The organism is Streptomyces nidicola, from assembly GCF_050106155.1.
GTDB lineage: Bacteria > Actinomycetota > Actinomycetes > Streptomycetales > Streptomycetaceae > Streptomyces.
This window is the reverse complement of sequence record NZ_JBNBPI010000001.1, coordinates 5,479,785-5,501,331: the sequence shown is the minus strand read 5'-3', so window position 1 is coordinate 5,501,331 and position 21,547 is coordinate 5,479,785. Positions and strand designations below refer to the sequence as shown.

Genomic DNA, 21,547 nt, shown 5'->3' with positions numbered 1-21,547 from the left:
AAGATCCCGTGAAGGGGTCGATCTACAAGGAAGCCGACCTACAAGGAAGTTGACCGGCCGTCGGCCCGGTCAGTTGTCCGGCGAGCGCAGCACCCGGAGGTGGCCACGGCGCGCGACCTCCATGGGGTCCGCGGTGCGCGGCCCGGAGCCGCCGGCCTCGGCCGCGCGCTCCTGCGGGCGGGCCGCCTCGCGCACGGCGTTGGCGAGGGCCTCCAGGTCGTCCCCGCTGGGGCGGCTGGGACCGCTGGTGTCGGCGAGGCGGACGACCTCCCAGCCGCGCGGCGCGGTGAGGCGCTCGGAGTGCTCGGCGCACAGGTCGTAGCAGTGGGGTTCGGCGTAGGTGGCGAGCGGGCCGAGGACCGCGGTCGAGTCGGCGTAGACGTACGTCAGCGTCGCGACGGCGGGACGGCCGCAAGCGGTGCGCGAACAGCGACGTACAGGGCTCACAGCGTTGGACGGTACCGCACTCTTGAGCGGGCCGCGACGACTCGCCCCGAGGTCACCCCACCGTGTCGTGGCGTGATACGGCGCACACCACCGCGCGCGTGCGCCCCGATGACCTGCGTGGACCCCGGGTTGTGCGCCCCACGGGGCAGTTGAAAGCGGTCACCACTCGGGGCATATAGCGCCAATTGCCGCGAGATCATCGATCCGGGAGAGAAGTTGAATCAGCCCCAAGATTGGCTTGATCGGTCAGGAAGCGACATGGAGCGCTCCGTCAGGCGCCGCCCCGCTTCCGGCGCCGCGGAGGACTACGCTGCGTCAGTGATGGAAAGGCCAGTCAACACAGACGACGCGGTTTCGCCGCCCTCCGGGGAACCGCGCCCGCCGCGCCGCCGCGACCGGCACGGCCGGGGCATGCGCGGCCCCGTGGCGCCGCCGCAGGTGCCGCTGTCCGCCAGCCGTGCCGAGGCCTTCTCCGACCTCGTGCAGGACTCCGTGGAGCGCCTGGAGCGGCGCTGGCCGCAGCTCGCCGAGGTCGACTTCCTGATTCTGGACGTGCCCCGGCTGACGGCCGAGGACGAGGCGATGACCGGCGGCACGGTGCCGCTCGGCGGCACGGTCCCCGCGCGGGACGACACCCCCGCGCGCGTGGTCATCTACCGGCGGCCCGTGGAGATCCGCACCAAGGGGCGCGAGGAGCAGGCGGCGCTCGTGCACGAGGTCGTCGTCGAGCAGGTCGCGGAGGTCCTGGGGCTCACCCCGGAGACCGTGGATCCCCGCTACGGGGACTATGGCGACTACGGAGACGGCGAGGACTGACCCCGCCGCCCCGCAGGCAGCCGCTTCTTTACGTAGGCAGTTGCTTCCGGTCCGTAGGCAGCCGCCTCTGTACGTAGGCAGCTACTTCTGCACCACCGACAGGTCCTCGTCCGCCTTCGGCACCGACACCATGCCCCGGTCGTCCGGCAGCGTCTGCACCGTGAACGCGGGGACGGAGCCCTGCTTCTCCTCCAGCATCCGCGAGCCGTGGACCGGGCCGCCGGACACCGGCTCCACCGTCAGCGCGTAGCTGCCCTTCAGGCCGGACGGGACGGGCGGGGTGACCGACAGGGTCGTGCCGCCCTTGACCGTGTACTCCTTCGTGGTCGCCGTGCCGCCCTCGGTGCCCGGGGACGCGGTGACCTTGACCTTGCCGGTCGACTCGGGGGCGGTCAGGGCGAGCGTGGAGCCCTTGGAGCGGTTGTCGGCGACCGTGGCGCGCGCGCCGATGCTCCGCGTGGCCGGGATGAACGCCGTCTCCTGGTCGGCGCCCTTGCCGCGCGTGACGCGCAGGGCGGCCACGACCGGCACGGAGCCCTCGGAGGGCGTCAGGATCAGCGAGCCCGCGTCGCCGCGCGTCACGGCGCCGAGGTCGACGGCCGTGGTCATGCCCGACTTCAGGTGCAGCGTGTCGTGCCCGGCGGGCGCGATCTTGCCGCTGGAGGTCGCGAGCCGGACCTTCAGGTCGGCATCGTCCTGCCCCGGTGCGAAGGCGACCAGCCGCACGTTCTTGGCGTCCTTCGGGATGCCGGGCAGCACGAGGGACGGGGCCGGGTCGGCGGCGGCCGGCAGCCAGTCCCCGCCCTGCTTCTCGTCCACATCCGACAGGGCCGCCCCGACCCGGCCGCTGCGCGCGGTCACGTGCAGCGTGAGGTTCGTGTACGCCTTGTCGGTCAGCGTCGACAGCAGCACCGGGACGCTGGAGTGCGGTCCCACGGTGATGCCCTCGCCGACCTCGGACTTGATGGCCCCTTCGGGGCCGTACATCTGCACGTCCACGACCGCGGCCTCGTCGTCCGGGTTCGTGAGGTGGACGTAGTCGCTGCGGCCCTTGGCGGTGCTGGCGCCGGGGAAGTAGAAGTCCGTGTCGGGCTCCGAGCAGTTCACACCGAGCAGGCCGCGGCCCGATCCCGCGGTCACGCTGGTGGTCTGCTGGACGGTCCAGCCGGGTGCGAGGGGGCCGTCGGCGGTGCCGGTCAGGGCGGGCGCCTCGGCCCCCGTGGCGTCGCCCGCGACGGGCGTGCCGGGCTTCTTCGGGGTGACGACCGCCTTGCCCTTCTTGCCACCCTTGGCGGGCACCAGCTCGGCCGTGCCGGAGCCCTCGGTGCCCTTCGTCACGGGCGTGTACGAGGTGTACGCGGTCTCGGCCAGGTCGGACTGGCTGGGCTCCGGGCACAGCAGGCTGGAGCGCTCGACAGGGAGGCGCGCGGCGGCCGCGTTGCCGGAGGTGTCGTCCCCGCCGGGCGTGGTGGCCGCGGCGAAGCCCGTGACGGCGGCCAGGGCGGTCACGGCGGCGATCAGGGACAGGGTCGTGCGGTTCACTGCTGGCTCCCGTCGGGGCGCTCATTGTCGGCGCCGTTGCCGTGGCCGTGCTGCTGCTCGTACGTCGGGTCGTACTGCGGGGGCTGGGGCTGGGCCTGGGGCATCTCGTACCCGCCTCCGTAGGCGTACGGGTCGTACTGGCCGGCCTGGTAGGGGTCGGCCTGCTGGTCGTACCCGTAGGCGCCGCCCTGGTACTGCTGCTCCCCCGCCGCGTACGTGCCGTACTCGGCGCCCGCGTAGCTGGGCTGGTCCCACTTCGCGTAGGTCTGCTGGTGCGGGAAGCCCGCCACCGGGGCCTCCTCCGGAGGAGGAGGCATGTCGGCTCCGGGAACAGGCTGGGGCACGGGCTCCGCCTGTGCGGCCTGCTCCGCCTCGGCCTGGGCGCGCAGTCGGCGGGCCCTTCGGCCGTCGCCCGCGAGGTCCTCCGCGGTCACCACGGGCTCGTCCGGCAGGTCGTCGTCGACGTTCTCGCGCCGGCCCGGCAGGGCGAGCACCACGAGGACGAGGGCGAGCGCGCCCTGCGCCCACAGCCAGGCGACATGCGTGATCGGCGCGTCGTACGTGACGTCCAGCGTGCCGCCCGATGCGGGCAGTTCGAAGCCCTGTGCCCAGCCGTCGACGGTGGTCTTCGTCAGAGGTGCGCCGTCCAGCGTCGCGGTCCAGCCCTCTGCGGACTGGTCGGCGAGGCGCAGGATGCGGCCCTCCTTGCCCTGCGGCACCTTCGTGTGCAGCTCGACGGGGCCCGCCGCGACCGGCACGGCCTCCTCCGCCGTGGAGCCGGCGTCGGCCTTCGGCAGGACGACGGCCCGCGCCACCTGCCGGTCGACGCGCCAGAGCGCCGTGCCGTCCTGCTGGCTGAGCCGGGTCAGGCCGGGCGTCGCGTCGAGGACGCGGCTCATCTCGCGCGGTGCGCCGCCCCGTACGAGGACGTAGCGCACGGCGAAGCCGCCGAGCTGGTCGGCCTGGTCGGCGCCGGAGCCGGCGACCAGGTTGGCGACGACCTTGTCGAGCTTGGCGTTCTCGCCCGCTGCCTCGGTCAGCTCGCCGTCGCCGAGACGCGCGCCCGCGCCCCGCACCAGCGAGTACGCGACGTCGCCCGTGGAGCCGTCCATGACGAGTGTGCGGGCCTGGTCGCGGGTGCCGGCCTCCTCGGCGACGAACGCGGGCACCTGCACCGGATCGCGCCGCTCGACGGGCCCGTCGGCGCCGCCGATCATCCAGCCCGCGGCGAGCAGCACAGGGCCGGCCGCCGCGGCGAACGCGATGAGCGCGGCCACCGGCTGCCGCCAGCCGAAGCTCTGCTCGGCCACCCGCGAGCGCGCGCCGTCGGCGCCGAGCGCGGCGGCGGCCAGGAGCGCGATGCCGTACACGAGGGTGGCGGGTCCGGCCCACGCCGAACCGTTCGAGAGGGCCGCGAAGACGAGCGCCACGACGGCGACGGACCAGGAGGCGACGATCGCGCGGCGGCGTTCGGTGCGCAGCAGGGCGGCCAGCGCCGCGAGGACGATACCGACGAGCAGCAGGCTGCCCGTGGTCCCGGCGCCGCCCGGCGACGCGCCGAGCAGTCCGAGCCCGGTCGCGGACCCCGCCCCGTACGGGATTCCGGCCTCCTTGAAGAAGCCGAACGGGAGCAGCGAGAGCGACCACGGCGCGAGCATCAGCAGCGGCGTGCCGAGCACGGCCAGGAAACGCAGCCCGTAGGCGGTGATGTCGGAGCGCCGCACTACAAGGAGGGCGATGCCGAGGACGAGCGCGATCGGCCACACGATCGGCGTGAAGGCCGTCGTGATCGTGAGCAGCAGCGCGTACGCCCAGGTGGCCCGCCAGCTGCCGCGCCCGCCCTGAGTGTGCGTCAGGCCCGAAGCGGCGAGACCCGCGCGCGCGAGGAGCGGCAGCAGGATCGCGAGCACCGCGGTGCCGATACGGCCGCCCGCGAGGGCGCCCGTGACGGCGGGCAGGAAGGCGTACGCGACGGCCGCCCACGCGCGCAGCAGGCGCGAGGTGACGAGCGGCCTGGACGCGAAGTACGCGGTGAAACCGGCGAGCGGCACCGAGCCGACGAGCAGCACGGTGACCGCGAGGCCGGTGGAGCCGAACAGCACGGAGGCGAAGGTGGCGAGCAGCGCGAGGTACGGGGGCGCTGCCTGGGTGCCGCCCGTACTGGTGGCGTGCCAGGCGTCGATGTACCGCGCCCACAGCTCGGACGCGTCTGCGGGAGCCGGCAGCAGTGCGCCGCCCGCGAGCGCTCCGCCGCCCAACAGCCCTCTACAGGCGATGAGGGAGACGAAGAGCAGCACTACCAGGAGCACCGGTCCGGGGTTGCGGGCGATGCGCTTGAGGCGCGCGAACCGCTCGACCCGGACGAATTCGGCGTCGTCGGGCGACACGAGGCCACCGCCACCGTGCCGGCCCGCCCTCGCGGTCTCCGGGTCGGAGCCCTCGAAGAGGCTTCCCGCCACCTGCTCGACGGTGAGCCGCACCGTCGCGCCCGGCGGCGGGAACAGCGGTCGCAGTTCCTTGGAGTCGACGACACCCTTGCCGCGCTGCCTACGGGCGGCGAGGATCCGCCCCGGCCGCAGCAGCGTCGCCAGCAGACCGGTGATCTCGTCGAAGGCCTGTCCGGGCACCTTGCCGACGAGGTACGCGAGCGTACGGAGCAGTGTGCCGAACACAAGGCGGAGCAGGGCCCACGGAAGCGCCGCCCCGCGCGCGTTGGCGAGCAGCGTGTAGACGGCGCCCGCCTTGTCGACCTTGTGCGGCGACGTGGCGGTGCGGCCGACGCAGTCGACGGTGCGGCGCTCGCGGGAGGAGGCCTCGGCGTGCCGCACGACGGCCTCGGGGGCGACGACGACCCGGTGACCCGCGGCATGGGCGCGCCAGCACAGGTCGACGTCGTCACGCATCAGCGGCAGCCTGCGGTCGAAGCCGCCGAGCTGCTCGAAGACATCACGCCGGATCAGCATGCCGGCGGTGGACACGGACAACACGGGCCGCACGTGGTCGTGCTGCCCCTGGTCCTGCTCGCGGCGGTCGAGGCCGGTCCAGCGGCGCCCCGAGTGGGCGATGGAGACGCCGACCTCGAGCAGCTGCCTGCGGTCGTACCAGCCGCGCAGCTTGGGGCCGACGATCGCGACGTCGCTGCCGGCCTCGCGTTCCATCTCGACGACGCGCAGCATCTGGGCGAGCGCGTCAGGATCGGGCGCGCAGTCGTCGTGCAGCAGCCACAGCCACTGCTCGGGTTCGCCGTGCGGCAGGTCCGGGAGGTCGTACGCGTCGTCGCGCCAGGAGCGGCTGACGGGGTCCCAGCCGCTGGGGCGCTTCAGGTACGGCAGCTCTTCCGGGGTGAGGACGCCCGCGCTGCGCACGGCCTCCTCGACGGCCTGGCCGAAGCCGGTGCGGCGCGCGAGGTGCAGAACGCGGTCGTCACCGATGGCCCGCGCGACGAGCGCGGCGGAGTCGTCGGCGCTGCCGGTGTCGGCCGCCATCGCGTTCTGTACCGGGCGCTCCTGGGAGAGCAGTCCTGTCAGAACGTCGGGCAGCCAGCGCGCTCCGTCGTGCGAGACGACGACGGCGGTGACGACATGCCTGGGGAACTCGGGGGCGCTGCTCGGGTCGACCCCTGCTGCGGGCCCCGGGTTGAACGCGGCGGCGGCAGTACCGAATTGGTCTGCCGAGTGGCTGTGCACGGACATCGAGGTACGGGCCCCGGTTCGTTGGACTGCGGTGGACGCCCGCGCCCGCTGGGGACACGGTGGCGTCCGGGACGGGGCCCCACACTAACGGCTGCCAACAACAGCGACCCGCCGCCTGTGGACAACCACGGGCAGCGGGCCGGAAAGCACCGCACATCTCGGACGACGACGGGAGTTCGAAGACAGGACCCAGGGGCCCGATCCGGACAACAGACCCCTAGACAGCGGCCTTCTTCAGTCGGCGGCGCTCGCGCTCGGACAGGCCGCCCCAGATCCCGAAGCGTTCGTCATTGGCGAGCGCGTATTCGAGGCACTCGGAGCGGACCTCACACGCGAGGCAGACCTTCTTGGCCTCTCTCGTGGAGCCGCCCTTCTCAGGGAAGAAGGATTCGGGGTCGGTCTGGGCGCACAGCGCGCGCTCCTGCCAGCCGAGTTCTTCTTCCGCGTCCTCGACCAGCAGATCCTGAAACGACTCGGTCATAGTGCGCCCCTCGTCTGTCCGTGCGTCCCCGTGATGTTGCCGCTACCGATTTCGGCTGAACGACACGAGTGAAATTACAAGTGTGCCGATCCGGGGCAGTCAAGCCGAGATCTGCTATTGGGCCCGTTATTCACTCTGCGGAACCAAGGCTATGCGGAAAGTGTTCAAATCGCCAAAAACCATGACACTTGCCCGCGGCTCATGCGGAGCGGGCCGCACTCCTTGCAGTCACCCCTCCTTCGATGAACCGCTACAAGGAAGGACGCCGCAAAGATCGCTGCCGTTCCGACGTTTGCACGCCTGGTTGCTGCGCCACATGTCCGGGGGCCGCGCTGCACAAACCTTTCGCCTGCCAAGGGCACTGGATGAGGTGAACCATATTCCACAATCCGGACATTGGGTTGACAACAAGGGCATGAACCGCTGTCCTGTTGGGCATGCTCGCGAATTCGGCATCCTCGACGACCCGCACCGCCGGGTCCGTCCGCGCTGCCCTCGCGTGTTGTTGCTGTTCCAGCTGTTGAGTCGTTGAGCCCGTCGGCTCCGACCACGCTTCTTCTCATCTCAGTACGGCCCTGTGCACCGCACTCCCTTGAGGAACACCACCACCCCATGAACAGCGACAGCGACCTCCAGATCGCCGGCGACCTCCTCGAAGTCACGCACCTGCTGCAGCCCGCCCGTGAACACCCCGAGACGGTGGCCGAATTCGTCGGTCTCGCGCGCTCCATCGCCGCCGACCGCTCCCAGTGGGAGCACCTCGTCGAGTACGACGCCACGACCCGCTGGTACCACCGCCTGCGCACGGGCCCCGGCTACGAGGTGTGGCTCCTGTCGTGGGTGCCGGGCCAGGGCAGCGGGCTGCACGACCACGGTCCGTCCTCCGGCGTACTGACGCTGCTCCAGGGCGAACTGACGGAGCGTACGGAAGGGGGCGTGCGGGCGCTCGGCACCGGCGCGCAGCGGGTTTTCGCGCCCGGTTACGCCCACGAGGTCGTCAACGACTCCCTGGAGCCCGCGGTCAGCCTGCACGTCTACTTCCCCGGCCTGACCCAGATGCCCATGCACCCCCAGGCCGATGACTCCGCCCGGGCGGCGGGGGCGCCCTCCCCCGCCTGCTCGGTCGCCGAAGGCGCCACTGTCTGAGACCGGCCGACGCATTGTCAGAGGTGCCTGCGATGCTGGGCACATGCGCATTGTGGTTCTGGCAGGCGGCATCGGTGGTGCCCGGTTCCTTCGCGGTCTCAAGCGGGCGGCTCCGGACGCGGACATCACGGTCATCGGCAACACCGGGGACGACATCCATCTCTTCGGCCTGAAGGTCTGTCCTGACCTCGACACGGTGATGTACACGCTGGGCGGCGGCATCAACGAGGAGCAGGGCTGGGGACGTACGGACGAGGCGTTCACGGTCAAGGAGGAGCTCGCGGCGTACGGGGTCGGACCCAAGTGGTTCGGGCTCGGCGACCGGGACTTCGCGACCCACATCGTCCGTACGCAGATGCTGGCCGCCGGCTACCCGCTCAGCGCGGTCACCGAGGCGCTGTGCGAGCGGTGGCAGCCGGGCGTGCGGCTCCTGCCCATGTCGGACGACCGCGTGGAGACGCACGTGGCGGTCGATGTGGACGGCGAGCGCAAGGCCGTGCACTTCCAGGAGTACTGGGTGAAGCTGCGCGCCTCCGTGGACGCGCAGGCCGTGGTGCCGGTCGGCGCCCAGGAGGCGAAGCCCGCGCCGGGCGTCCTGGAGGCCATCGCCGAGGCCGACGTGATCCTTTTCCCGCCGTCGAACCCCGTGGTGAGCGTCGGGACGATCCTGGCGGTCCCCGGGATCCGGGAGGCCATCGCCGAGGCCGACGCGCCCGTCATCGGCCTCTCGCCGATCGTCGGTGACGCTCCGGTGCGCGGCATGGCCGACAAGGTGCTCGCGGCCGTGGGCGTCGAGTCCAGCGCGGCCGCCGTCGCCGAGCACTACGGAGTGGGGCTGCTCGACGGGTGGCTGGTCGACACCGTGGACGAGAAGGCCGTGGAGCGGGTCGAGGCGGCCGGGATCCCGTGCCGGTCCGTGCCGCTGATGATGACGGACCCCGTGGAGGGCACCGCCGCCGCCGAGATGGCGCGTGAGGCCCTGAAGCTCGCGGAGGAGGTGCGGGGCGCGTGACCGGAACCTCCGCCGCTTCCCCCGCCTTTCGCGCGTGGGCCGTCCCCGGCATCCCCGAGGTGCGGGAGGGCGACGACATCGCGAAGCTGATCGTCGCCGCCGAGCCGGGGCTCGTCGACGGGGACGTACTGCTCGTCACCTCGAAGATCGTCAGCAAGGCCGAGGGCCGCGTGATGCAGGCCGACGACCGGGAGGCCGCGATCGACGCCGAGACCGTACGGGTCGTGGCGCGGCGCGGCACCCTGCGGATCGTCGAGAACAAGCTGGGGCTCGTGATGGCCGCGGCGGGCGTCGACGCCTCCAACACCCCTGCCGGGACAGTGCTGTTGCTGCCCGAGGACCCGGACGCGTCCGCGGCCGCGATCCGGGACGGCGTGCGGGACGCGCTGGGCGTGGACGTCGGGGTCGTCGTCACCGACACCTTCGGCAGACCGTGGCGGAACGGGCTGACGGATGTCGCCATCGGGGCGGCAGGCGTGCGCGTACTCGACGATCTGCGGGGCGGCACGGACGCGTACGGGAATCCGCTCAGCGCCACCGTGGTGGCCACCGCCGACGAGCTGGCGGCCGCGGGTGACCTCGTGAAGGGGAAGGCCGGCGGGCTGCCGGTCGCCGTGGTGCGCGGTCTCGACGCGACCGCGGCCGAGGGTGAACAGGGCGGATCCGCAAGGGAGTTGGTGCGGGTCGCGCGCGACGACATGTTCCGGCTCGGCACGTCGGAGGCGGTACGGGAGGCCGTGACACAGCGGCGGACCGTGCGCGCGTTCACCGAGGAACCGGTGGACCCGGGGGCCGTGCGGCGGGCCGTCGCCGCGGCCGTCACCGCGCCCGCGCCGCATCACACGACGCCGTGGCGGTTCGTACTCCTTGAGTCGGAGGAGTCGCGGGTGCGGCTGCTCGACGCGATGCGGGACGCGTGGATCGAGGATCTGCGGCGGGACGGGAAGAGCGAGGAGTCGATCGCGAAGCGGGTGCGGCGCGGGGATGTGCTGCGCAATGCGCCGTACTTGGTCGTTCCGTGCCTCGTGATGGACGGGTCGCACACGTACGGGGACGCGCGGCGGGATGCCGCCGAGCGGGAGATGTTCGTGGTGGCCACCGGGGCCGGGGTGCAGAACTTCCTGGTCGCCCTGGCCGGGGAGCGGCTCGGGTCCGCGTGGGTGTCGTCGACCATGTTCTGCCGGGATGTCGTGCGCGATGTGCTCGATCTGCCGGAGTCGTGGGACCCGATGGGGGCCGTCGCGGTGGGGCATGCGGCGGGGGCGCCGGGGGTGCGGCCGGAGCGGGTCGTCTCCGACTTTGTCGAAGTGCGCTAGGACCCGGTCGCGGTGCCGTCGGGCGTCACCACTCCGCGATGTTCACCTTGCGCATCTTGGGTTGTCTGCGCGCCGGTGAGACGCCGCTGAGCATGATCAGGCGGGCCGCCCGGTGGCGCTGGCCCGCGTACGGGGCCAGGAGTTCCAGCATGTCCTCGTCCGTCGCGTCCCTGTTGGCCGCGAGGGCGTAACCGACGATGCCGGGCAGATGCAGATCGCCCGTCGTCACCTCGTCGGGGGCGCCGTGCGTGCGCTGGACCGTCTCCGCGGAGGTCCAGGGGCCGATGCCGGGGACGAGTTCCAGGCGTGTGCGGGCCGCCGCCGGCTCCATCGCCGCCGCTTCCTCCAGGCGGCGGGCCACCTTCACCGCGCGGATGATCGTCGAGGCGCGCTTGTTGTCCACGCCTGCCTTGTGCCACTCCCAGGACGGGATCAGCGCCCACGTGCGGGGATCCGGCATCACGCGCATGCGCAGTTCCTCGCCCGCCGGGCCCGGGGCCGGTTCGCCGTACTTGTTCAGGAGCAGGCGCCAGGCGCGGTACGCCTCATCCGTCGTGACCTTCTGTTCCAGGATCGACGGGATCAGGGACTCGAGGATCAGGCCCGTGCGGGTGAGGCGGAGGCCGGGGCGGCGGCGGGTCGTCTGCGCGACGAGGCGGTGGCGGGGTTCGAAGGCGGTGGGGTCGTCCGACTCGCCGAGCAGGTGCGGGAGTTGGGCCAGGAACCAGGTGGCGCCTGGGCCCCAGGCGTGTGCCTCGACCGCTGTCGTGTCGGGGTGCTGGGTCACGCGGAGCGTTGCGGGGCCCTCCGGGGTGCGGCTGGCTCGCCACAGGGCGCCGGTCGGCGTGGTGCGGAAGGTGGGGTCGGCGGGGCCTCGGCGCAGGGGGCCGAGGGTGAGGCCCAGGTGGAGGGGGGTTTCCGGGGTGTGGGTGTGGGTGTGGGTGTGAAGGGTCGGGGTGTCGGACCCGGTGGCCGGGGTGGGGGCGGGTACGCGGGTTTCGCCGCCGCGCACGGTTGTGCGGGTGGGTTGTGTGCGGGGGGCGTATCGGCGGCCGGCCACGGGGTCCTTCGGGTGGGGCGGGTGGTGCTTCGAGGGTAGGGCTTTTCCTTCCCCGACCCGCCCCTTCCCGGAACTGGGGGCTCTGCCCCCAGGCCCCCGCGCCTCAATCGCCGGCGGGGCTCAATCGGCTACTGGTCCGATGAGAAGCGGATGGAGGACGGGGGGAGGGTTGTGTCGCACCACACGCGGGCGCCGGATTGGAGTTCGTTGTCGGCGCCGACGTGGGCGCCGTCTCCTATCACCGCGTCCTTGAGGGTCGTGCGGGCGCCCACGCGGGCGGCGGTGCCGACCAGGGAGTCCGTGATCACCGCGCCCGGTTCGATCACGGCGTCGGGCAGGATCGTGGAGCCGGAGATGCGGGCTCCCTCGCCGATCAGCGCGCCCTCGCTCACGACCGTGCCCTCGGTGAGCTTCGCGTCCGGGGCCACCCGTGCCGTCGGCAGGACCAGTCGGTCGCCGCGGCGGCCGGGGACTGCGGGCGACGGGGCGCGGCCCATGACCAGGTCGGCGGAGCCGCGGATGAAGGCCTGGGGGGTGCCGAGGTCCAGCCAGTAGGTCGAGTCGACCATGCCCTGGAGGTGGGCGCCGGAGGACAGCAGGTCGGGGAACGTCTCGCGCTCCACCGACACCGGGCGGCCCGTCGGGATCGTGTCGATGACCGAGCGGCGGAAGACGTACGCGCCCGCGTTGATCTGGTCCGTGACGATCTCTTCGGGGGTCTGGGGCTTCTCGAGGAAGGCCGTCACCCGGCCCGTGTCGTCCGTGGGGACCAGGCCGTACGCGCGCGGGTCCTCGACGCGGGAGAGGTGGAGGGAGACGTCCGCGCCGGTCGTCTCGTGCTCGTCGACCAGCGCGGCGATGTCGAGGCCCGTGAGGATGTCGCCGTTGAAGATGAGGACCGGGTCGTCGGGGGCCGAGTGCAGGCGCGAGGCGACGTTACGGATGGCGCCGCCGGTGCCGAGGGGTTCGACCTCGGTGACGTACTCGATGTGCAGGCCGAGGCGGGAGCCGTCGCCGAAGTACGGCTCGAAGACCTCCGCCAGGTAGGAGGTGGCCAGAACGATGTGGTCGACGCCCGCCGCCTTCGCGCGCGCCAGCTGGTGCGTGAGGAACGGCACACCGGCCGCCGGGACCATCGGTTTCGGCGTGTTCACCGTGAGTGGCCGGAGTCTGGTGCCCTTGCCGCCGACCAGGAGGATCGCTTCTGTCACCTGTCGTCTCTGCTTCCTGCTTGGGCCGGCCGAACTGTCTTTCGGCCGGCCAGTGTATGCAGACCGTGCGAGGCGCCCAGGCCGGCCGGCGTCAGCGACCCTGGAGGTGGGCGGAGCTGGAGCGGGCACTGCCGAGCTTGTTGTAGAGACGGCGTCCCGGACATTCGGTCGCGAAACCGTCCCTGTGACCGGAGATCACCTTGAGTCGTACATTCTTTCCCTTGCGGTAGAGATTGCCACCGCCCGACTTCAGATATGTCGACCCGCGCGGATTCGCGCCGTAGAGCCCGAGCTTCCAGGCCGTGAGACGCGCGATGGCCTTGACGGCCGCGGAGGGCGGGTTGGAGCTGCCGTACGAGCCCAGGACCGCGATGCCCGTGCTGTTGGTGTTGAAGCCGAGGGTGTGTGCGCCCATGACCGGCTTGGCGACGCCGCCGGCCCGTCCTTCGTAGATGTTTCCGCACTTGTCCACGAGGAAGTTGTAGCCGATGTCACGCCAGCCACTGCTCTTGACGTGGTAGCGGTAGATACTGCGGATGACGGAAGGGGCTTGCGAGCAGCGGTAGTTGTTGCCGGAAGCGCTGTGGTGGACGAAGGCGGCCTTGACGGTTTTGGTGTAGCCGAGTTTGCGTTCCCGGAGTTTCTCGTTGGCGCCCCAGCCCTTGCGCGTGATGATGCGCGGGCGCGGGCCGATGAACGGGCGGGACCCGGCCGCGGCCGGCTTGCCGCCGCGGGCCTCGATCAGCTCGTCCTCCGTCTGCTTCTTGTCGAGGGCGGGGATGACGCCGGCGTCGACGCCTTCCGCGCGGGAGCCCTGCGGGGGCTCCTTGCCGGGGTCGACGAGTTCGAGGCGCAGGCCCTTGGGGAGGGGGCTCGGCTGCGCGGCGCGCTCGGCGTCGGGTTCGTCCGCCTTCACGCGTACTTCCACGCCGTCGCTGTCGCCGACCCAGAGCGGGGCGGTCGAGCCGTGCAGGTTGCCCGCGGCGCGTTCCGGGGTGTCCAGGTCGGGGGCGTCGTCGTTGTGGGTCTCCACGTCCTGCCAGGTGGACCAGCGGGTGGTGTCCGTGGTCCGCGTACGCACTTGTACGTGGCCGTCGAGGTGGGCGTCCGGGTCGTCCCAGACGACGCCGACGAGGGAGAAGGGGCGCACGTCGCGGCGTGTGAGCCCCTGTTCTTGCGGGGCGCCCGCGGCGCGCGTCGAGGTGCTGCCGGGGGACGATTCGAGGGGCAGGGACTGGGTGCTGCCGGGGACCGCTTCGCGCGTCGGGGACGGCGCGGCGTGCGAGGCCGTGGGCAGGGTGAGCGGGAGGGCCAGGGCCGCCGCGCAGGTGACACCGATCGATGAAGCCAGAAATCCACGCATGCGCACGATGCTGTGCGGATCCTTGGGCGTCGGCCATTGGGGAGGGTCATACGGGTGTTGGCTCGGCGCCGCCCGGGGGGAGCTGTGCCGGGGTCGGCGCCTCCCGTCCTGGTTGCGCGGCACCGGGGTGCCGCCTTGCCCACCCTGCCGCCCAAGGCGGCAGATTGCCCAAGTCGGGGGCGGCCGGCGGCAGATTGCCCAAGGCGGAGGCCGTCGACCGCAACGGGTGGGGAGCCGGGCCGGCCGCAGATTGCCCAAGGCGGAGGCGGACGACCGCAACGGGTGGGGAGCCGGGCCGGCGGCGGATTGCACGAGGTGGGGGCGGGCGACCGTGACGGGGGGTGGGTGGTGCGTAGGGTGGTTGGTGTGAATGTTGCTGCTCGTACTCCCGCCGCTCTGCTTCAGGACGCTCTCGTCGCCGATCCGGGGCGGCCGCTCGTCACCTTCTATGACGACGCGACCGGGGAGCGCGTGGAGTTGTCCGTGGCCACGCTCGCGAACTGGGTGGCCAAGACCGCCAACCTGTTGCAGGGCGACCTGAACGCCGAACCCGGCGACCGCCTCGCCCTGTTGCTGCCCGCCCACTGGCAGACCGCGGTGTGGCTGCTGGCCTGTTCGTCCGTCGGTGTCGTCGCCGATGTGGGCGGGGATCCGGCCGGAGCCGATCTGGTCGTGAGCGGGCCCGACGCTCTCGACGTCGCCCGTTCCTGCTCCGGGGAGCGGGTCGCGCTCGCGCTGCGGCCGCTCGGTGGACGGTTCCCGCAGCCGCCCGAGGGCTTCCTCGACTACGCCGTCGAAGTGCCGGGGCAGGGCGACCGGTTCGCCCCCTTCGCACTGGTCGACGTGGACGAGCCCGCGCTCGTCGTGGCCGGCGCCGAGTGGACGGGTGCCGAGGTCGTGGAGAAGGCCTCCGCCGATGCCGGCGGGCTCGGACTCACCGGTCCCGGTTCGCGACTGCTGTCCGGGCTCGCGTACGACACCTGGCAGGGGCTCGCCGCGGGCCTCTACGCGCCGCTGGCCACCGGCGGCTCCGTCGTGCTCTGCCGCAACCTCGACCGGCTCGACGAAGAGGCCCTCGCCAAGCGCGTGGAGAGCGAGCGGGTCACCGCGACCGCCCGCTGACCCGTTCGGCTCAGCTCCCCCGGCCCGTTCGCGCGGCGGGGTCCATGGTCGTAGGTACGCCTACGTTTCCATGAGGGGGACCTGTACGTGACCGACTCCGCTGCCACGCCCCCGGACCCCGGGCCGGCCCACGGCTCCTCGCCCACCGGCGCGGGGCGCGCGCGGCGGCGCAGGCGATGGCTGCGGTACTCGGCGATCTGCGCGGCGTTCCTGGTGCTCGTCGCCGGCGGCGTCGGCTGGGTCGCGTACGACAGGCTCAACGGGAACATCACCGAGGACACGGACGCCGCCACCGAGCTCGCGCGCTACGAGAAGGAACGGCCCACCGTGCTGGCCGAGGGCGCGCAGAACCTGCTGCTCATCGGCTCCGACTCGCGGGCGGGCAAGAACGGGAAGTACGGCCGCAACGACGGCACCCAGCGCTCCGACACCACGATCCTGTTGCACGTCGCGGCGGACCGGAAGAGCGCGACGGCCGTCTCGTTCCCGCGCGATCTGATGACCGACGTGCCGGCCTGCCGGCAGCGGGACGGCTCCCGGCACGACGAGATGTTCGCGATGTTCAACTACGCCTTCGAGGTGGGCGGTTCGGCCTGCACGATCCGTACGGTCGAGAAGATGACGGGGGTCCGGATCGACCACCACATGGTCGTGGACTTCGACGGGTTCAAGGACATGGTGAACGCCGTCGGCGGCGTCACGGTGTGCCTGGACCGGCCGATCGACGACGACGACGCGCATGTGCGGCTGGCCGCGGGCACCCACCATCTGAACGGCGAGCAGGCCCTGGGCTACGTACGCGCCCGCAAGAGCCTCGGCAACGGCAGCGACACCGACCGGATGGACCGTCAGCAGCGGTTCCTCGGCGCGCTCGTCGAGAAGGTGCAGAGCAACGGCGTGCTGCTGAACCCGACCCGGCTCTACCCCGTGCTCGACGCCGCCACCTCCTCGCTGACCACCGACCCCGGGCTCGCCAGCCTGCGCGGGCTCTACGACCTGGTGCGCGGCATGCGCGGCATTCCCGCCGAGCGCGTCCGGTTCCTGACGGTGCCCCGCGAGTCGTACGAGTACAACGCCAATCGGGACCAGCTCGTCCAGCCCGCGGCCGAGCGGCTGTTCACGCAGCTGCGCAAGGACACGCCCGTGAAGGTGGCCGAACAGACGCCCCCGGCCGAGGAGTACGGCGCGCAGGATGAATACGGCACAGACGGTGAATCCGACGGATACGACGACGGATACGACGAATACGGCAGCTACGGCAGCGTCGGGAAGCCCGGCGCCTCCCCCGCCCCCACCTTCCGCGGCAACACCGCCGGACAGGCCTCCTGCGGCTGAGAACGAACCTCCGGACGGCGCCTCAACGGCCCCTGGGTAAAGCGCGAGTCATCAACCGACTCACAGGTTCAAAGAAATGGTCCGTATTGCCCAGTTGTAGGGGAGTGGAATTTGTCACCGTCCTCGCTTGACGCTGAACTGGGCGGATAGTGTGAGCGATCCGGTGCACCCGGCCATGCTTGCGAGCCCGGTCGCGCACTACTGACCGACTTGACCGGGCGCCCGCTTTTAAGGGGGGTGGGGCGCCGCGTGGCCCCGACGGAGGACACAGACAACCGTGGACGCGCAAGGCCGTGGGCGGGCTGAGAACATCGACCCCGCAGATCAGTGGGTGCTCAACCCCCACACCGGTGACTACGAACTGCGACTGACCCCCTCCGCTGGGCAGTCGGCAGTGCCCAGCCCCCGCCGAGCCGCCCCGCGCGGCGGCGGCCCCCGCCGTGGCAGCCCGCAGGGTGGCGGCGGTCGACGCGACGTCCCCCCGCAGCGCAGACGACGCGAGGCGCCGGCGGCGCAGGACCCCGGCCCCGGCCGGCGGCGTTCGCGGCCGAAGAAGAAGTCGAAGGCCAAGAAGGTCATGCTGTGGACGGCCGGCGGCATGGCCATGGTCGTCCTGGTGGGCGCCGGGGTCGGCTACTGGTACTGGGAGCACCTCAACGGCAACATCACGTCGCAGGACGTCGTCGGCGCGAAGAACGGCTTCGCCAAGGACGAGGCGATCAACGTCCTCGTCATGGGCACCGACAAGCGCACCGGCAAGGGCAACGAGGGCTACGGCGACAAGGGCAGCGTCGGCCACGCCGACACCAACGTGCTGCTGCACGTCTCCAAGGACCGTACGAACGCGACCGCGTTGAGCATTCCGCGCGACCTCGTCGTGGACGTGCCGGACTGCCAGGTGAAGCAGAAGGACGGCTCGCTCAAGACCATCAAGGGCACGCCGAACGTCCGCTTCAACACCAGCCTCGGGCAGGACGAGCGCGACGCCGGCTGTGTCATGAAGACCGTCAAGGCGGTCACGGGCATCACCGTCGACCACTTCATGATGGCGGACTTCAACGCGGTGAAGACGCTGTCCAGCGCCGTGGGCGGCGTCCAGGTCTGCGTCGGCAAGGACGTCAACGACCCGGACTCGCACCTCAAGCTGTCCGCGGGCACCCACAATCTCCAGGGCGAGCAGGCGCTGGCCTTCCTGCGCACCCGGCACAGCTTCGGCAACCAGGGCGACCTGGACCGGATCAAGGTGCAGCAGCAGTTCCTGGGTTCGCTCGCGCGCAAGATGAGTTCGAGCGACACGCTCACCAATCCGCGCAAGCTGACGAGCCTCGCCGAGGCGGCGACCAAGGCGCTCACCGTGGACAAGGGCATCGGCAGCCTGAGCAGCCTCAAGGACCTGGCCCTCGAGATCAGGAAGGTGCCGCCGAAGAACCTGTCGTTCACCACGGTTCCGGTGATCGACAACCCGGCGGAGCCGACGCCCGTGACCGTCGTCGTGAACCCGACGGCCGGACCGCCGGTCTTCAACGCGATCAAGAACGACGTGTCCCTCACGGAGACGAAGAAGAAGCAGAAGGAGAAGCAGGACGCGAAGCTCAAGGGCTCCAAGTCCGCCGCCTCCGCGGTCCGCGTCAACATCTACAACGGCAGTGGCAAGACCGGCGCCGCTCAGGAAACTCTCACGGAACTGCAGAACAATGAGGGCGTACTGAAGTCGAGCCAGATGGGCAACAAGCCGAATCAGGCGAAGACGAGCCTCGAGTACGCGCCGGACCAGGCGAGTCAGGCCCGGCGGCTCGCGGACATCATGGGCCTTCCGGCGTCCGCGCTGAAGGAAGGCAAGAGCGAGACCAACGATCAGGGGCTGCCGGCGATGACGCTCATCCTCGGCGGCGACTTCAAGGGTGCGGGGACACCCGTCGACGGAGCTTCGGCAAAGGCGCCGGACGTCGACAAGACAACAGCGGACAAGGCTGTGTGCGCCAAGTGACCAACCTCGGCCGCCTGTTGACTGTCTAAGCAAGTGACAGAGGGCGGCCGAGCCGCTGTCACAGGGCGGGGAGGGCGGGGTACGACATGGGGCGAGGCACTGTGCGTGGGGAGCGCACACGGCGGCCTGCCGGGCGGGGCGAACCACCGAAACAGGCGTCCGACCTGGGGTGGGACGACAGCCTGTACGAGCATGCGCCGGGCGGGGACGACGCGGACAGCCGCGGCCGGACCACCCGCAGCAGGCAGCGCGCGGCCGTCCGGCCGCGCCGCCGCAGACGACGAATACTGCGCTGGACCGCGAGCATCCTCGCGGTCCTGATCATCGGCACGGCGGGCGCCGGATACCTCTACTACCGCCATCTGAACGGAAACCTCGAGACGGGCAAGCTCAATCTCGGCGAGCACAAGGTCCCCGAACCGACGCCGAACGCGGCGGGTCAACGGCCGCTGAACATCCTGCTGATCGGCTCCGACAGCCGGAACACCAAGGAGAACCTGAAGCTCGGCGGGCACAAGCAGAGCGTCGGCTCCGCCCCGCTGGCCGACGTACAGATGCTGCTGCACCTGTCGGCCGACCGCAGCAACATGTCCGTGGTGAGCATGCCCCGCGACACCCTGACCCGGCTGCCCAAGTGCACCGACCCGAAGTCCGGCAAGGTGTACGAGGCGACGTTCTCCCGGCAGATGGTGAACTCCTCGCTGGCCCGCGGCGGCGCCGGCTGCACGGTCGCCACCTGGGAGGAGATGACCGGCATCCACATCGACCACTACATGATGGTCGACTTCTCGGGTGTCGTGTCGATGGCGGACGCGATCGGCGGCGTACCCGTCTGCGTCAACGCCAATGTCTACTCCAGGAACAGCTCGGGCGAGGGCTCGGGTCTGAAGCTGAGAAAGGGCACGACGTCCGTCAAGGGCGAGCAGGCCCTGCAATGGCTGCGGACCCGGCACGGCTTCGAGGACGGCAGCGACATCGCGCGCGCCAAGGCGCAGCACATGTACATGAGCTCGATGGTGCGCGAGCTGCGCGAGAACGCGACGTTCAGCCACCCGGCCAAGCTGCGCACGCTCGCCGAGAAGGCGACGGACGCGCTCAGCGTCGACGACGGCCTCGACACGGTCAAGAAGCTGTACGACCTGAGCAACGAGCTGAAGCGGCCCGCGCCGAAGCGGATCACGATGACGACGATGCCGTTCGTGTACGAGGGTGCGCGCGTGGTGCCGAAGGAGAAGGACGCCGACGCGCTGTGGCGCCTGCTCCGTGACGACATCGCGCTCGACGGCAAGGACAAGGCCGACAAGGAGAAGCCGAAGGACGAGACGTCCGACGATCCGGCCGCTGCCGACGACAAGATCGCGGTGCAGGTGCGCAACGGCACGCGGACGGCGACGACACCCGCGGCGCCCGGCCGGGCCGCGCAGGTGGCACAGGCGCTCACCGCCGAGGGCTTCACGCAGGCGGTCCCGGACCAGGCGCAGTCGCTCGTCGAGGACAAGACCGTGATCCGCTTCCCGTCGTCCGATCTGGAGGGAGACGCCCAGGCAGTCGCCAAGTCCCTCGGGATTCCGCTGAGTTCGGTGCAGGAGTCGACGGAGGTGTCCGGGGTGACGCTGATCGTGGGCGCCGACTGGAAGACGGGGACCGCCTATCCGAAGTCGACGGACGACGAGGACGCGAGCAAGGCGCTGGACAAGGAGCAGACGCAGAACGGTGCGGACGACTCCAAGTGCATGAAGGTGGAACCGGGTTACACCTGGTAGCACACCTGGCGGCTCCTACGAGAACGGGGCGCGGGAGACGAACTCCCGCGCCCCGTAAGGAAGTTGACGGTCAGTTGACCGCGGGCTCCTGCGGCACGGCCGGGCGGCGCGACGCGATGACCTTCTTCGCGAGCGACTTCGGGCTGGTCAGAAAGCCCCAGCCCCACGTCATGTGCATCGTGGCGAGCGCGACGGGGATCTGGGCGCGCGCCTTCAGCGACAGCCCCTTGCCCGCCGGGATCGAGCCCGCGACGATCGCCGCGAGGTAGCCGCCGGGGATCACGAAGCCCCACGGCGTGAGCGCGACGCCGACCACGACGCCCGCCGCGATCGCGCACACGGCGGCCGGCGGGGCGAGGTAGCGCAGATTGATCGAGCCGGAGTGGAAGCGGGCGACGACGTGCCGCCAACGGCCGTAGTTCCGGTACTGCTTGGCGAGTTCCTTCACGCTGGGCCGCGGCCGGTAGTCGACCAGCAGATCGGGCGAGAACCAGATGAGGCCGCCCGACTCACGGATCCGGAAGTTCAGCTCCCAGTCCTGGGCGCGGATGAACTCCTCGTTGTACCCGCCGAGCTTCTCCAGGACCTCGCGCCGGAAGACGCCCAGATAGACCGTCTCGGCCTGCTGCGCCTCGCCGCCCGTGTGGAACGCGGCGTTGCCGACGCCGATCTTCGACGTCATCGCGGCGGCGACGGCCTGCTCCCAGGCGTTGGTGCCCTGGGCGTGCATGATGCCGCCGACGTTCATCGCGCCGGTCTCCTCCATGAGGCGGACGGCGGTGGCGATGTAGCCGGGCGAGAGCGCGGCGTGGCCGTCGACGCGGACGACGATCGGGTGCCGGGAGGCCTTGATCGCGGCGTTCAGGGCGGCGGGGGTGCGGCCCGTCGGGTTCGGCACCGTGGACACGCGTTTGTCCGAAGAGGCGGTCTCGGCGACGAGCCGCGCGGCGACCTCGTCCGTACGGTCGGTGGAGGGGCCGAGCGCGAGGACGACCTCCATCTCGCCGTCGTACTCCTGCGCCAGGATCGCCTCGACGGCCTCCTTCAGATGCCGCTCCTCATTGAGGATGGGCATGATCACGGAGACGGCCGGGAGCTGCCGGTCGGGATTCGTGTTCTGGGTGTCCATTTCGTCTTTCACGGCCGGGGGCCCGGGGGTTGCCCCCGGAAAGTGCAGCATCGGCGCTCACGTTACCGCTAATGGGGGACACGGGCGCGCGCCGCCGAGTCGCTGCCGTGGGCAGCAGATCGTAT

General features: G+C 71.3%; 16 protein-coding genes. 8 read left to right on the top strand and 8 right to left on the bottom strand.

The window, feature by feature from the left end:
* Nucleotides 1–69: 69 nt before the first annotated feature.
* The gene (locus ACOKM3_RS25030; protein WP_206302118.1) at nucleotides 70–447 is read right to left on the bottom strand and encodes a DUF3499 domain-containing protein; all 378 of its coding nucleotides are present in this window, start codon (nucleotides 445–447) and stop codon (nucleotides 70–72) included.
* 321 nt (nucleotides 448–768) lie between these two features.
* On the opposite strand from ACOKM3_RS25030, the gene ACOKM3_RS25025 reads away from it, so the two are divergent.
* Nucleotides 769–1,263, top strand: coding sequence for a metallopeptidase family protein (locus tag ACOKM3_RS25025; protein ID WP_426906890.1), 495 nt, complete (start codon nucleotides 769–771; stop codon nucleotides 1,261–1,263).
* A gap of 81 nt (nucleotides 1,264–1,344) precedes the next feature.
* Here the strand turns inward: ACOKM3_RS25025 and ACOKM3_RS25020 are convergent, their stop codons facing one another.
* From ACOKM3_RS25020 to ACOKM3_RS25010, 3 genes are all read right to left on the bottom strand, one after another.
* Nucleotides 1,345–2,805: a DUF5719 family protein gene (locus tag ACOKM3_RS25020; protein ID WP_426903278.1), complete on the bottom strand. Its 1,461-nt coding sequence runs from the start codon at nucleotides 2,803–2,805 to the stop codon at nucleotides 1,345–1,347.
* The gene (locus tag ACOKM3_RS25015) at nucleotides 2,802–6,497 is read right to left on the bottom strand and encodes a glycosyltransferase family 2 protein (protein ID WP_426903277.1); all 3,696 of its coding nucleotides are present in this window, start codon (nucleotides 6,495–6,497) and stop codon (nucleotides 2,802–2,804) included. Before ACOKM3_RS25015 ends, ACOKM3_RS25020 begins: the two co-directional genes overlap by 4 nt.
* A gap of 217 nt (nucleotides 6,498–6,714) precedes the next feature.
* Nucleotides 6,715–6,978 carry a WhiB family transcriptional regulator gene (locus ACOKM3_RS25010; RefSeq protein ID WP_127831770.1) on the bottom strand — a complete coding sequence of 88 codons (264 nt, stop codon included), beginning with the start codon at nucleotides 6,976–6,978 and terminating at the stop codon, nucleotides 6,715–6,717.
* 612 nt (nucleotides 6,979–7,590) lie between these two features.
* Here ACOKM3_RS25010 and ACOKM3_RS25005 point away from each other — a divergent pair.
* The 3 genes from ACOKM3_RS25005 to ACOKM3_RS24995 are packed head-to-tail and all read left to right on the top strand — an operon-like array spanning nucleotide 7,591 to nucleotide 10,452.
* A complete protein-coding gene (locus tag ACOKM3_RS25005; protein ID WP_426903276.1) occupies nucleotides 7,591–8,124 on the top strand; it encodes a cysteine dioxygenase in 534 nt (177 codons plus the stop codon).
* Between the two features lie 43 nt (nucleotides 8,125–8,167).
* Nucleotides 8,168–9,136, top strand: a complete 969-nt coding sequence (gene cofD, locus ACOKM3_RS25000) for a 2-phospho-L-lactate transferase (RefSeq protein ID WP_426903275.1) — start codon at nucleotides 8,168–8,170, stop codon at nucleotides 9,134–9,136.
* Nucleotides 9,133–10,452 carry a coenzyme F420-0:L-glutamate ligase gene (locus ACOKM3_RS24995; RefSeq protein WP_426903274.1) on the top strand — a complete coding sequence of 440 codons (1,320 nt, stop codon included), beginning with the start codon at nucleotides 9,133–9,135 and terminating at the stop codon, nucleotides 10,450–10,452. The genes cofD and ACOKM3_RS24995 overlap by 4 nt, the downstream gene beginning before the upstream one ends.
* 25 nt (nucleotides 10,453–10,477) lie before the next feature.
* Here the strand turns inward: ACOKM3_RS24995 and ACOKM3_RS24990 are convergent, their stop codons facing one another.
* From ACOKM3_RS24990 to ACOKM3_RS24980, 3 genes are all read right to left on the bottom strand, one after another.
* Nucleotides 10,478–11,512 carry a DNA-3-methyladenine glycosylase family protein gene (locus tag ACOKM3_RS24990; RefSeq protein ID WP_426903273.1) on the bottom strand — a complete coding sequence of 345 codons (1,035 nt, stop codon included), beginning with the start codon at nucleotides 11,510–11,512 and terminating at the stop codon, nucleotides 10,478–10,480.
* 128 nt (nucleotides 11,513–11,640) lie between these two features.
* Complete coding sequence (manB, locus tag ACOKM3_RS24985; protein ID WP_426903272.1) at nucleotides 11,641–12,723, bottom strand: mannose-1-phosphate guanylyltransferase; 1,083 nt, start codon at nucleotides 12,721–12,723, stop codon at nucleotides 11,641–11,643.
* A 91-nt stretch (nucleotides 12,724–12,814) separates the two neighbouring features.
* Nucleotides 12,815–14,086 carry a peptidoglycan recognition protein family protein gene (locus tag ACOKM3_RS24980; RefSeq protein ID WP_426903271.1) on the bottom strand — a complete coding sequence of 424 codons (1,272 nt, stop codon included), beginning with the start codon at nucleotides 14,084–14,086 and terminating at the stop codon, nucleotides 12,815–12,817.
* Between the two features lie 366 nt (nucleotides 14,087–14,452).
* On the opposite strand from ACOKM3_RS24980, the gene ACOKM3_RS24975 reads away from it, so the two are divergent.
* From ACOKM3_RS24975 to ACOKM3_RS24960, 4 genes are all read left to right on the top strand, one after another.
* Nucleotides 14,453–15,208, top strand: a complete 756-nt coding sequence (locus ACOKM3_RS24975; protein WP_426903270.1) for a TIGR03089 family protein — start codon at nucleotides 14,453–14,455, stop codon at nucleotides 15,206–15,208.
* A gap of 87 nt (nucleotides 15,209–15,295) precedes the next feature.
* A complete protein-coding gene (locus tag ACOKM3_RS24970; RefSeq protein WP_426903269.1) occupies nucleotides 15,296–16,543 on the top strand; it encodes an LCP family protein in 1,248 nt (415 codons plus the stop codon).
* Nucleotides 16,544–16,820: 277 nt separating this feature from the next.
* On the top strand, nucleotides 16,821–18,530 hold the full coding sequence (locus ACOKM3_RS24965) for an LCP family protein (protein WP_426903268.1): 1,710 nt from the start codon (nucleotides 16,821–16,823) through the stop codon (nucleotides 18,528–18,530).
* An 86-nt stretch (nucleotides 18,531–18,616) separates the two neighbouring features.
* The gene (locus ACOKM3_RS24960) at nucleotides 18,617–20,293 is read left to right on the top strand and encodes an LCP family protein (RefSeq protein ID WP_426903267.1); all 1,677 of its coding nucleotides are present in this window, start codon (nucleotides 18,617–18,619) and stop codon (nucleotides 20,291–20,293) included.
* 70 nt (nucleotides 20,294–20,363) lie between these two features.
* Here the strand turns inward: ACOKM3_RS24960 and ACOKM3_RS24955 are convergent, their stop codons facing one another.
* Nucleotides 20,364–21,422 (bottom strand): glycosyltransferase family 2 protein, encoded by a 1,059-nt coding sequence (locus ACOKM3_RS24955; RefSeq protein WP_426903266.1) that lies wholly within the window; start codon nucleotides 21,420–21,422, stop codon nucleotides 20,364–20,366.
* Nucleotides 21,423–21,547: the final 125 nt, after the last annotated feature.